Source organism: Bradyrhizobium sp. (assembly GCF_049581145.1).
Lineage (GTDB): Bacteria > Pseudomonadota > Alphaproteobacteria > Rhizobiales > Xanthobacteraceae > Bradyrhizobium.
Genome location: NZ_JBAURI010000375.1, coordinates 1 through 11,991, shown reverse-complemented (window position 1 = coordinate 11,991; position 11,991 = coordinate 1). Strand labels below are relative to the sequence as shown.

10 protein-coding genes are annotated in these 11,991 nt (G+C 64.1%); 8 read left to right on the top strand and 2 right to left on the bottom strand.

The genetic code is table 11. The annotated features are described in order from the left end of the window. The 8 genes from WCB02_RS12180 to WCB02_RS12145 form a co-directional block, all read left to right on the top strand. A partial coding sequence (locus WCB02_RS12180; RefSeq protein ID WP_423958466.1) for a sensor histidine kinase occupies nt 1-1,390 on the top strand: 1,390 nt, incomplete at its 5' end. Next, entirely contained in the window at nt 1,360-3,108 is a 1,749-nt protein-coding gene (locus WCB02_RS12175; protein ID WP_423958464.1) for an ATP-binding response regulator, read from the top strand. The genes WCB02_RS12180 and WCB02_RS12175, both read left to right, overlap by 31 nt. Beyond that, nucleotides 3,105-3,848 carry a response regulator gene (locus WCB02_RS12170; protein WP_423958462.1) on the top strand — a complete coding sequence of 248 codons (744 nt, stop codon included), beginning with the start codon at nt 3,105-3,107 and terminating at the stop codon, nt 3,846-3,848. Before WCB02_RS12175 ends, WCB02_RS12170 begins: the two co-directional genes overlap by 4 nt. Before the next feature lie 311 nt (nt 3,849-4,159). Then, nucleotides 4,160-4,771, top strand: a complete 612-nt coding sequence (locus tag WCB02_RS12165) for a sigma-70 family RNA polymerase sigma factor (protein ID WP_423958461.1) — start codon at nt 4,160-4,162, stop codon at nt 4,769-4,771. A 336-nt stretch (nt 4,772-5,107) separates the two neighbouring features. Further along, entirely contained in the window at nt 5,108-6,505 is a 1,398-nt protein-coding gene (locus WCB02_RS12160; RefSeq protein WP_423958459.1) for a cytochrome ubiquinol oxidase subunit I, read from the top strand. After that, on the top strand, nt 6,502-7,512 hold the full coding sequence (gene cydB / locus WCB02_RS12155) for a cytochrome d ubiquinol oxidase subunit II (protein WP_423958458.1): 1,011 nt from the start codon (nt 6,502-6,504) through the stop codon (nt 7,510-7,512). The genes WCB02_RS12160 and cydB overlap by 4 nt, the downstream gene beginning before the upstream one ends. Before the next feature lie 257 nt (nt 7,513-7,769). Continuing rightward, the gene (locus tag WCB02_RS12150; RefSeq protein WP_423958456.1) at nt 7,770-8,378 is read left to right on the top strand and encodes a L,D-transpeptidase; all 609 of its coding nucleotides are present in this window, start codon (nt 7,770-7,772) and stop codon (nt 8,376-8,378) included. A 49-nt stretch (nt 8,379-8,427) separates the two neighbouring features. Further along, complete coding sequence (locus WCB02_RS12145; protein ID WP_423958454.1) at nt 8,428-9,465, top strand: amino acid ABC transporter substrate-binding protein; 1,038 nt, start codon at nt 8,428-8,430, stop codon at nt 9,463-9,465. A gap of 106 nt (nt 9,466-9,571) precedes the next feature. Here WCB02_RS12145 and WCB02_RS12140 read toward each other — a convergent pair whose 3' ends face one another. Together WCB02_RS12140 and WCB02_RS12135 are read right to left on the bottom strand one after the other, a co-directional pair. Beyond that, nucleotides 9,572-10,711 (bottom strand): acyl-CoA dehydrogenase family protein, encoded by a 1,140-nt coding sequence (locus WCB02_RS12140; RefSeq protein ID WP_423958452.1) that lies wholly within the window; start codon nt 10,709-10,711, stop codon nt 9,572-9,574. A 155-nt stretch (nt 10,712-10,866) separates the two neighbouring features. Next, a partial coding sequence (locus WCB02_RS12135) for an acyl-CoA dehydrogenase family protein (RefSeq protein ID WP_423958450.1) occupies nt 10,867-11,991 on the bottom strand: 1,125 nt, incomplete at its 5' end.

Here is an 11,991-nt window from a genome sequence, read left to right as displayed (position 1 = left end):
AACCATCCCTGTCATGATCGATCTCGCCGACAACGACCTGCAGCGCCTGGCGCTGCAGCGGCTCGACGCCCGGACGGTGGCGCTGCGGGGGGGACTTGCGAAACTCTCCGAAGAACTCTCGGATCGGACCGAGCTGTTGCGCAACACCATCGACGCCACCCAGGCGGAAGCGATCGGCGCCATCGACGACCTGTCGACCAAGATGGGCCAGCGCGAGCAGAAGGCGCAGGCCACGTTCGACCGAACGCTGTCGGACATCTCGCGCCGGGTGCTGTCGATCGCCGTGATCTTTCTCGGCATCATCCTGGCGGCCGGCGTCATGATCGCGCTTTCGATCCGCCTGCCGCTGCATCAGATCATGACGGCGATGCGCGCCATCACCTCGGGTGATCTGGATCGCGAGGTGCAGGGCACCGGCGCCCGCGACGAGGTCGGCGCGATGGCGCGCGCCGTGGAAGTGTTCCGCGAGAACGCCATCGCCAAGCGCAACACCGAGGACGAACTGCGCGGCGCCAAGGAAAAGGCCGAGAGCGCGCTGCTCGAGCTCGGCGCCGCGCAGCAGAACCTGATCGACGCCGAACGTCTGGCGGCGCTCGGCGGACTGGTCGCCGGCGTCGCCCATGAGGTGAACAATCCGATCGGCATCAGCCTCACGGTTGCGTCCAGCTTCGCGCGGCGTGCCGAGATGTTCGAGGCGGAGCTCCGATCGGACGGCGGACTGCGCCGCTCGCAGCTCGAAGAGTTCGTACGGACCTCGCGCGACGCCGCGGGACAACTGGTCGCCAATCTGCATCGCGCCGGCGAACTGATCCAGTCCTTCAAGCAGGTCGCGGTCGACCGCTCGCATGCCGAACGCCGGCAGTTCGCCCTCGGCGAGGCGACCGACCAGATCATCGCCAGCCTCAAGCCGGTCCTCAAGCGGGCGCCGATCGCGCTCACGCTCGACGTGCCGGAAGGCCTTCTGATCGACGGCTATCCCGGCTCCTATGGGCAGATCCTGACCAATCTGTTCCTCAACGCCGTCAACCACGCCTTCGCCGAGGGCCGCTCCGGCACGATCTCGATTTCGGCGCGGGCGCGCGGGCATGACGACGTCGAGATCATCTTCGCCGACGACGGGGCCGGAATGAGCCCCGACGTGCAGCGGCAGGCATTCGACCCGTTCTTCACGACCCGCCGCAACGAGGGGGGCACCGGGCTTGGCCTGCATATCGTTTACAATCTCGTAACCCAGCAGCTCGGCGGACGCATGATGCTCGAGTCAAGGCTGGGACAAGGCACGACATTTCGCATTATCATGCCCCGGACCGCCAAGGGCGGCGCTGCCAGTTCTGAGATCTCACCGGACGGACCCCCGCAATGGCCGAACAGGACGATGTCCTCCACCTGATCGACGATACCGGAACGGTTCCGGAGGATTCGAACGCGCGCAAATGGAAGATCGCGGTGATCGACGACGATCAGGCGGTGCATGAGGGCACGCGGTTCGCGCTGAGCGACTATAGCCTGAACGGCCAGGGGATCGAGATCGTCTCGGCCTATTCGGCGGCCGAGGGCCGCACCTTGATGCGCGCGCACCCCGACATCGCCGCCGTACTGCTCGATGTCATCATGGAGACCGACGTCGCAGGCCTCGAGCTCGTCGAATACATCAGAAACGAGATCAGGAACGAGACCGTCCGCATCATCCTGCGCACCGGACAGCCCGGTCAGGCGCCCGAGCGCCGCGTCATCGTCCAGTACGACATCAATGATTACAAGGCGAAGACCGAACTCACAGCCGACAAGCTGTTCACCTCGCTGACCGCCGCGCTGCGCAGCTATCAACAGCTCGAGCGCATGGTGCAGACCCGGCGAGGCCTCGAGATCATCATCGACGCGGCCTCCACGCTGTACGACTTCAAATCGATGCAGCGCCTCGCCGAAGGCGTGCTGACCCAACTCGCCTCGCTGCTCAATGTCGATTGCGCCGGCATCCTGGTGCTGCGCGACGACGGCAGCAAGGTGGGCGACGATTTTGCGGTGCTGGCCGGCTCCGGCTGCTACAGCCGCTTCATCGGCCAGGCCGGCGCCAAATCGCTCGATTCGGATTTGCGCGCCATGGTGGAAGCCGCCTTCAAGCGCCGCAAGCATGAATTCGCCGATCAGCGCACCGTGCTCTATGTCCGCACCGGCAGCGGCCGCGAGGTCGTCGTGCTGCTGCAGGCCGAACGTCCGCTGTCCGAGACCGACCGCTCGCTGGTGGAGATCTTCGGCAGCAGGCTGTCGATCGCATTCGACAACGTCATCCTTTATCAGCAGCTGCACGAAGCCAATACCCAGCTCGAGGACCGCGTCGCCCAGCGCACCCGCGCGCTGATGCAGGCCAATCGGCGGCTGTCGGCGCAATGGCTGCGGCTGCAGCGTGCCAACGGCTTCAAGAACGAGATTCTGGGCACGGTGGCGCACGACCTGAAGAGTCCGCTCGGCGTCATCCTCGGCCGGACCGAAATGCTGACGGAACTGATCTCGACCGGCGCGTCAAAGGACAGCGTCACCTCCCAGATCGACCATATCCGCGATGCCGCCAAACGGTTGACCTCGATGGTCGATCACCTGATTTCGGATGCGATGGCGGACGCCTTCGACATCACCATCCGCCGCGAGCCGGTGGACGTCGCAGCCCTCGCCAACGAGGTTGCCGACGCCAACCAGCCGCTCGCGGTCAACAAGCAACAGACCATCACGGTATCGGCGCCGCCGAATATCGTGACCATGTGCGACACCGACCGCATCCGCGAGGCGATCGACAACCTCGTCTCCAACGCCATCAAATACAGCCCGATCGGCGGCAAGATCTCGGTGGTGGTCACCCATGAGGACGACAATACCGTCATCCGCGTCGCCGACCAGGGCGCAGGCCTGTCGCCGGAAGATCTCGGCCGGCTGTTCGGCCGCTTCCAGCGGCTGTCGGCCAAACCCACCGCCGGCGAAAGCTCGACAGGGCTGGGCTTATCCATCGTCAAGCGTATTATCGACATGCATGGCGGCGAAGTCACCGCCGCCAGCGAGGGGGCCGGCAAGGGGTCGACCTTCACCATCGTCCTGCCCGCGACCGAGATGTCATGAGCCAGAGCCAGCACATCATCATCGTCGACGACGAGGCGCCGGCCCGGGAGATGGTCGGCGACTACCTGAAAATGCACGGTTTCACCGTCACCCTGTGCGACGGCGGCAAGAGCCTGCGCGGCGCGATCGAAACCGGCCGGCCCGATCTCGTGGTGCTCGATCTCAACATGCCCGAGGAAGACGGGCTGTCGATCATCCGCGATCTGAAGAGCCGCAGCAACGTTCCCGTCATCATGCTGACGGCCACCGCGAGCCCGATCGACCGGGTGGTCGGCCTCGAACTCGGCGCCGACGATTATGTGGCAAAGCCCTGCGAGCTGCGCGAATTGATGGCGCGGATTCGCTCCGTGCTGCGGCGCAGCACGCCGGTCAAGGCGGCGCCGGCCGCAGCCGAGACGGCGGCCGCCAAGGCGGCCAGCGAGCAATTGGTACGGTTCGGCACCAAGTGGCTCGACCTGGAGGCCCAGGCGCTGCGCGACGACGAAGGCAACGAGCATCCCCTCACGGCGTCCGAATTCGGGCTGCTGAAGGTGTTTGCCGCCAACCCCAAGCGGGTGCTGTCCCGCGAGCGGCTCCTGGAACTCGCCAATGCGCGCGATGCCGAAGCGTTCGACCGCGCCGTCGATCTCCGGATCATGCGTATCCGGCGCAAGATCGAGCCGGACCCCGGCAAGCCGGCCGTCATTCGCACCATCCGTGGCGGCGGCTATCTGTTCTCGCCCGCCGGAGAGAAGGGTTAACGGCCTGTTATCCATCCTTCATCGTGCAAAGGCCGCTTTGTGGCGCCGAGTTGAACCATTGGGGCACCGGCGAGACCTATCTATTGCAGCGCCAGCCAGGAGCCGTTCCTGAGGGCGACGGGATCGGCGGCGAGGCGTCCCCAGAAAAACTTCACAATTCCGCCATGAGTGTTTCGTCGCGACCGCCGCCACGAAACAATTCGCCGCGGCCACGAAACCATTTTCCCTCTTTCGTGCAGACGTCCGGAAACCGGGCCTCATTAACACTCTCGGCTAACGAAGCGCCGCATGAAGCGGCACGGGAGCCTGTCATGCAGAACGTCGTCGCCATCAATCCCGCAGCCCGCGAGAGCATCATCGCCGCTCAGGCAACGTCGGATGACATGCTGCTCGAAAGTATCGCTTCCGGCAACCGTACTGCGATGCACATCCTCTATTCCCGCCATAACGTACGAGTTTACCGCTTCATCCTGCGTATCGTCCGCGACACGACGATGGCGGAAGATCTCGTCAGCCAGGTGTTCCTGGATGTCTGGCGGACGGCGAGCCAGTTCGAGGGCCGCTCGCAAGTGTCGACCTGGCTGTTGTCGATTGGCCGTTTCAAGGCCCTGACCTCGCTGCGCCAGCGCCGCTTCGAGGATATCGATCAGGAAGACGTGCTCGAGATCGCCGATGAGGCGGATACGCCCGAACGATCGCTGGAGCGCGCCACCACCAGCCAAATCCTGCGCGCCTGCGTCGCAAAACTGTCACCGGCGCACCGCGAGATCATCAATCTCGTCTACTATCACGAGAAGTCGGTGGAAGAGGTCGGCCAGATCATCGGCATCCCGCAAAGCACGGTGAAGACGCGGATGTTCTACGCCCGCAAGCAGCTCGCCGAACTGCTCAGAGTCGCCGGCGTGGACACGCTGGCCGCCTGAAGAAAAAACAATAACAGAATGAAGCAATTGGCTAGAGATCGCGGTTCGCCGATCGGTTAACTGGGGGCTTCGATCGGCGCAATAATTGAAACGACGGGCGAAATCACTTGGAAAAGCCCGCCTGCTATCGTGACGTTCGTTTTCCAAACCTCCAAACCACCTCCGACGACCCGGACGGGATGCCCCCCTTTCGGGTCGTTTGCGTTTTCGGCTGGTCCGTCTTGCGGTGATGGGCCGTCGCGACCTCCCGCGCCTGTGAGGCCGACGGAGGCATGACGCGATTTCATCCTCGGCGCAGCCGTGATAAAGGTCCCCTCGTAGCGACGGGTGGTGTAAATGTTCGAAAGCCTGGATGCCGTGGTGTTGGCCAGGGCCCAATTCGCTTTCACGATGTCGTTCCACATCGTCTTTCCCGCCTTCTCGATTGGACTTGCCAGCTACCTCGCGGTGCTGGAAGCGCTGTGGCTCGTGACCACCCGCGAGGTCTTCCTCAATTTGTTCAATTACTGGCTGAAGATCTTCGCGGTCGCGTTCGGCATGGGCGTGGTCTCGGGCATCGTGATGTCCTACCAGTTCGGCACCAACTGGTCGGCCTTCGCCGACAAGACCGGCCCCGTGCTGGGCCCGCTGATGGCCTATGAGGTCTTGACCGCGTTCTTTCTCGAAGCCGGCTTCCTCGGCGTCATGCTGTTCGGGCTGGAGCGCGTCGGTCCGAGGCTCCATTTCCTTGCCACCCTGATGGTTGCGATCGGCACGCTGATTTCCGCGTTCTGGATCCTGTCGGCCAATTCCTGGATGCAGACCCCGGCCGGCTATGCCGTCAACGCCGACGGGCAGTTCGTCGCAGCCAGTTGGCTCGATGTCATCTTCAATCCTTCGTTTCCCTATCGGCTGGTCCACATGGTGCTGGCCGCATATCTCACCACCGCGCTCGTGGTCGGGGCGGTCGGCGCGGTCCATTTGCTGCGCGACCAGCATCTCGCCGGACCTCGCGTGATGTTCTCGATGGCGATGTGGATGGCGATGCTGGTGGCGCCGGTCCAGATTCTGGCCGGCGACCAGCACGGCCTCAACACGCTCGAATACCAGCCCACCAAGATCATGGCGATGGAGGGCCACTATGAGAGCCATCCCGACGGCGCCCCCCTGATCCTGTTCGGCCTGCCTGATCAGGCCGCGGGCAAGGTCAGATACGCGGTCGAAATCCCCAGGATGGGTTCCCTGATCCTGAAACATGCGATCGACGCGCCGATGGCCGGCCTCGATACCGTACCGCGCGAAAACTGGCCGCCGGTGCCGATCACGTTCTGGTCGTTTCGAATCATGGTCGGATTGGGATTTCTGATCTTCAGCCTCGGCCTGTTCGGCCTGTGGGCGCGCTGGCGCGGCACGCTCTATCAATCGCGCGCATTGCACATCTTTGCGATCGCGATGGGCCCGGCGGGTTTCATCGCCGTGCTCGCCGGCTGGATCACGACCGAGACCGGTCGCCAGCCGTTCACGGTCTATGGCCTGCTGCGGACCACCGACTCCGCCTCGCCACTCGCCGCGCCCGCGGTCGGCTCGTCGCTGATCGCGTTCGCGATCGTCTATTTCGCCGTATTCACCGCCGGCGTCATCTACATCCTGCGGCTGATGGCGCAGCCGCCTTATCCCGGTGAGGCGGGACCGCCAACCCATTTGCCGGCACGCGCCGCCGGCATCACGCCGGCCGTCGAGGGTTATGTCCGATGATCGGCGCGATCGACCTTGCCACCGTCTGGGCGTTCATCATCGCGTTCGCGGTATTCGTCTATATCGTGATGGACGGTTTCGATCTCGGACTCGGCATCCTGTTCCCGCTCTTTCCGGCAAAAGCCGATCGCGACGTGATCATGAACAGCGTCGCGCCAGTCTGGGACGGCAACGAAACCTGGCTGGTGCTCGGCGGCGGCGGCCTGATGGCGGCATTCCCGCTCGCCTATGCGGTGCTGATGCCGGCGCTATACACGCCGATGATCGCCATGCTGATCGGCCTGATCTTCCGCGGCGTCGCCTTCGAATTCCGCTGGCGCACCACGCGCGAGCGCAATCGCTGGGATCTGGCCTTTGCCGGCGGATCGTGGCTTGCCGCGCTGGCCCAGGGCATTGCGCTCGGCGCCATCCTGCAGGGCGTGCATGTCGCGGGACGGCATTATTCAGGCGGCTGGTGGGACTGGTTGACCCCGTTCAGCGTTCTGACCGGCGTCGCCTTGGCGGTCGGGTACGCGCTGTTGGGCGCGACCTGGCTGGTGCTGAAGACCGAAGGCCAGTTGCGCGACAAGGCCTACCGGCTGAGCTGGGTTCTGCTGTTTGCGATGCTGACCGCGATCGGGGTCGTCAGTATCGCCACGCCGTTCCTTCAGATCCAATATGCGCAGCGGTGGTTCACCTGGCCGAACGTGATCTTCACGGCCCCGGTGCCGCTCGCGGTCGCAGCCGTCGCCGTGCTGCTGCTGCGCAGCCTCGCCAACAAGCTTGATTCGCAGCCCTTCCTGCTGTCGCTTGCGCTGTTCGTGCTGTCCTATGCCGGGCTCGGCATGAGCATGTATCCCTACATCGTGCCGCAGAGCATCACCATCTGGCAGGCCGCCGCGCCGGAGAATAGCCAGCTCTTCATGCTTGCGGGCGTTGCCGTCTTGATCCCGCTGATCCTAGCCTACACCGCGTTTGCCTATTGGGTCTTCCGCGGCAAGGTGCTGGCCGGGAGCGGCTACCACTGAGATGCGGCCGCAGGACACGCAGCAGCGGCCTCTCGTTCAGCGACTTTTATGGTTCGCTGCGCTGTGGCTTGGCGGGCTTGGCACGGTGGCCCTGGTCTCGCTCGCGCTGCATCTCTGGCTTGCGCCAAGATGAACGATGTCTGAACAGTGACCTGTCCGTCGCATCCGGCTTGCGCTTGCCATCCCGCCGGCCCTGAGATTTGATGGTTCCAACGATGCAATCTGATTTTGGCCGACAAGCCGCGAGGAGGTCGTCGATGACGAATTTTCGTCACCTGGTCTGGATGATGATGGCCGCGACCAGCCTGATGCTTTCGGCCTCGCCGAGCTTTGCCCAGCAGTTCGCTCAAGAGCAGAACGACCCCGGCGACCAGCCCGGACTCGTGGCCGATGATTCCTACGCGCTCGATCCGGAATGGCAGAAGCAGATGGTGTCCTACCGAACCACCGAGGCGCCCGGCACCATCATCATCTCCACTGCCGAGCGTCACCTCTACCTGATCCAGCCCGGCGGCCGCGCGCTGCGTTACGGCATCGGCGTCGGCCGCGACGGATTCCAGTGGCAGGGACTTCTGAGCATCACCAAGAAGGCCGAATGGCCCGACTGGACCCCGCCACCGGAGATGATCGCGCGCCAGCCCTATCTGCCCCGCTTCATGGCCGGCGGCCCCGGCAATCCGCTCGGCGCCCGCGCCATGTATCTGGGCGCCACCGTCTATCGCATCCACGGCACCAACCAGCCCCAGACCATCGGCACCAAGATCTCCTCGGGCTGTTTCCGCCTGGTCAATGCCGACGTCGCCGATCTCTACGACCGGGTCCCGGTCGGCACCAAGGTAATCGTGCGGCAGAAGCCGGAATTGTAACGCGACCTGCCGCGCCCCTGCTTTTTTCATTCATTGCGAGAACCAGATCATGCGTACATTTCGGGGCGGCCTCACGATCGGGCTCGCGGTCGCCGTGCTGGTCGCGGCGCTCGCCGCCACCTATGAGCTCTACGACACGCGTACGCTGAAGCGCACGATCCGGCGCGGCGAGGTGTTTTGCGGGGTCAATGCCGGCTTGCCCGGCTTCTCGATCCCGGACGACAAGGGCAACTGGACGGGTTTCGACGTGGATTTCTGCCGCGCGGTCGCGGCCGCGATCTTCGACGACCCGAGCAAGGCGAGGTTCATCCCGCTCGACGCCAACGAGCGCTTCAAGGAATTGCAGAACCGCAAGGTCGACATCCTGTCGCGCAACTCGACCTGGGACATGTCGCGCGAGCAGAATTACGACCTGTATTTCCCGGCAGTCGCCTATTATGACGGCCAGGGCTTCATGGTGCCGCGCTCACGCAACATCGATTCCGCGCTCAGCCTCGACAACAGCAAGGTCTGCGTGCAGGCCGCGACCACGACCGAACTCAACCTCGCCGATTATTTCCATGCCAACAACATGAAATATCAGGAGGTCAAATTCCCCAAACTGGACGGGGTGCTCAAGGCCTATGATTCCGGCCAATGCGACACCTTCACCGCCGACGTCTCCCAGCTCTATGCGCTGCGGCTCAACATGAACAAACCGGACGATCAGGTGATCCTGCCCGATGTCATTTCCAAGGAGCCGCTCGCGCCCGTGGTGCGGCAGCGCGACGACGACTGGATGATGATCGTGAAGTGGACGCTCTATGCAATGATCAACGCCGAGGAGCTCGGCGTCAGCTCCAAGAACATCGACGAGGCGCTGAAATCGAAGAAACCCGACGTGATGCGGCTGGTCGGCAACGAGGGCACCTATGGCGAGGACCTCGGTCTGACGAAGGACTGGGCGGTGCGCATCATCCGCCATGTCGGCAATTACGGCGAAGTCTACGACCGCAATATCGGCGCCGAATCCAAACTGCACATTCCCCGCGGCCTCAACCAGCTCTGGAGCGCCGGCGGCATTCAGTACGCGCCGCCGATCAGGTGACGGTCGAGAGACCGTCATTGCGAGGAGCGAAGCGATGAAGCAATCCATCTCCTTCTTTGCGGCGCCATGGATTGCTTCGCTTCGCTCGCAATGACGGCGCGAGACGTCAGTAACTCTTCATCCGCGCCAATTGGTCGGCGTGGAAATTGGCATCACCGAACAGTTCCTCACAGACCCGCGCGCGCTTCATGAAGAAGCCGATGTCGAACTGGTCGGTCATGCCCATGCCGCCATGCATCTGCACGCCTTCCTGCACGGCCCGGGTTGCGGTGGCGCCGGCGCGCGCTTTGGCCACGGCGACCGCTGCTGCCGCCCCGCTGATATCGCCGTCGAGTGCCTGCTGTGCCTTCAGCACCGCGGCGCGGGTGATCTCGATGTCGATATAGAGCTGGGCGGCGCGATGCTGCAGCGCCTGGAATTCGCCGATTGCCTTGCCGAACTGTTTGCGCTCCTTCAAATAGGACACGGTGCGCCCGAACACCTCCTCGCTCAGCCCGACCATTTCGGAGGCGACCGCGCCGCGGCCGATATTGAGCACGCCCTCGAGCAGCGCAAAACCCTGATCGACCTCGCCAAGCACATGATCGGCGTTGACCTCGACATCGTCGAACTCGATCCGCGCGGCGTTGTGGGAATCGACCATGATGGTGCGCTCGGTCGCGATCCCCCTGGTCTTCGGGTCGACCAGAAACAGCGTCAGCCCGTCGCGCTCGCCGGCCTGACCTGTGGTGCGCGCCGCCACGATCAGGAGATCGGCGACGTGACCGTCGACCACCAGGGCCTTGGCGCCGTTCAGCCTGAAACCGTTGCCGGACCGCGCCGCCTGCAACGTGGTCTTGAGCGGACGATGCTTCGGGCCCTCATCGACGGCGAACGCCGCGAGCAGCGATCCCGCCGAGATCTTCGGCAGATAGTCCGATTTCTGCGCCGCGCTGCCGCCCCGCGCCAAGGCAGACGCCGCCAGCACCGCGGTGGAGAGAAACGGCGACGGCATCAGGCTGCGACCGATCTCCTCCATCACGACGCCGGCTTCGACTGCACCAAGCCCCGAGCCGCCGAACTCCTCCGGGACCAGCAGCCCGGCAAAACCCATCTCGGCAAAGGTCTTCCACAACTCGCGGGAAAAGCCGGTGGCGTCATTGCTGTCGCGCAGCTGCCGCAGATGCGACACCGGCGCCCTGTCGCTGATGAGCCCGTGCGCGCTGTCGCGGAGCATCGACTGTTCTTCGGTGAGGACGAGGGCCATGCGTGTTTCCAGCTGGAAGGCGTTACGAGTGATTTCTCATGAGCGTCATTCCGGGGCGGCCCGAAGCCGTTGAACCCGGAATCTCGAGATAACCCGACGCGCAATTGCGCGTCCGAGGTTCGCGCTGACTCGCGCCCGGACATTGCGGCCTCATTTCAAGCCCCCGGCAGATCGAGAATGCGCTTGGCGACGATGCCCAGCATCACCTCCGACGTGCCGCCCTCGATCGAGTTGGCCTTGGTGCGCAGCCAGGCCCGCGGCCGGGCCCCGCCCCTGGAACGCTCGCTGTCCCATTCCAGCGCATCGGCGCCGCCGGCCGCCATCAGGATTTCATAGCGGCGCTTGTTGAGCTCAGTGCCGTAATATTTCATCGCCGAGGAAAACGCCGGATGGGCCTGTCCCGCCTTGGCGAGATCGACCGCGCGTTCGGCGGCAGCCGCCAGCGCCGCCTCGTCGATCTCGAAGGTCGCGATCTGGCCGCGCAGGATCGGATCTTCCAGCCGGCCTTGTTCGTCGGTGCCGACCGAATCCGCCGCGATCTGGCCGAGCGGACGCCCGACCCCGCGCTCGCCCATGCCGGAGATCATCGCGCGCTCATGCTGCAGCAGATATTTCGCGACGTCCCAACCGCGATTGATGGTGCCGACCAATTGCGATTTCGGCACAAGTACATTGTCGAAGAAGGTCTCGCAGAACGGCGAGCGGCCAGAGATCAGGAGAATCGGCCTGGTCGACACGCCCTTCGAGGCCATGTCGAATAGGATGAAGCTGATACCGTCATGCTTTTTCGCCGCCGGATCGGTGCGCACCAGACAGAAGATCCAATCCGCGTAGTTCGCGTAGGATGTCCAGATCTTCTGCCCGTTGATGATGAAATCATCGCCGTCGCTGTCGGCGCGGGTTTGCAGCGAGGCGAGGTCGGAGCCCGCGTTCGGCTCGGAATAGCCCTGGCACCAGCGAATCAGGCCAGCGGTGATCTTGGGCAGATGCTCTTTCTTCTGCGCCTCGGTACCGTATTTCAACAGCGCGGGTCCCAGCATGGAAATGCCGAACGAGGTCAGAGGCTGCCGCGCGCCGATCGCCGCCATCTCCTGCCGCACGATCTTGGCTTCCTCGCCATCGAGGCCGCCGCCGCCGTAATCCCTGGGCCAATGCGGCACCGTCCAACCCTTGTCGCGCATCCGCTCGAACCAGATGCGCTGCGGCTCGGAGGAGAATTGCGCGTTGCGGCCGCCCCAGAACGTGTCGTCATCGGAGGTCATCGGCTTGCGCATCTCGGC

Coding starts and splice junctions, on each gene's coding strand:
- WCB02_RS12160 (WP_423958459.1), top strand. CDS start 5,108: ATGTTCGAAAGCCTGGATGCCGTGGTGTTGGCCAGGGCCCAATTCGCT.
- WCB02_RS12140 (WP_423958452.1), bottom strand. CDS start 10,711: ATGGCCCTCGTCCTCACCGAAGAACAGTCGATGCTCCGCGACAGCGCG.
- WCB02_RS12170 (WP_423958462.1), top strand. CDS start 3,105: ATGAGCCAGAGCCAGCACATCATCATCGTCGACGACGAGGCGCCGGCC.
- WCB02_RS12150 (WP_423958456.1), top strand. CDS start 7,770: ATGACGAATTTTCGTCACCTGGTCTGGATGATGATGGCCGCGACCAGC.
- WCB02_RS12145 (WP_423958454.1), top strand. CDS start 8,428: ATGCGTACATTTCGGGGCGGCCTCACGATCGGGCTCGCGGTCGCCGTG.
- WCB02_RS12165 (WP_423958461.1), top strand. CDS start 4,160: ATGCAGAACGTCGTCGCCATCAATCCCGCAGCCCGCGAGAGCATCATC.
- cydB (WP_423958458.1), top strand. CDS start 6,502: ATGATCGGCGCGATCGACCTTGCCACCGTCTGGGCGTTCATCATCGCG.
- WCB02_RS12175 (WP_423958464.1), top strand. CDS start 1,360: ATGGCCGAACAGGACGATGTCCTCCACCTGATCGACGATACCGGAACG.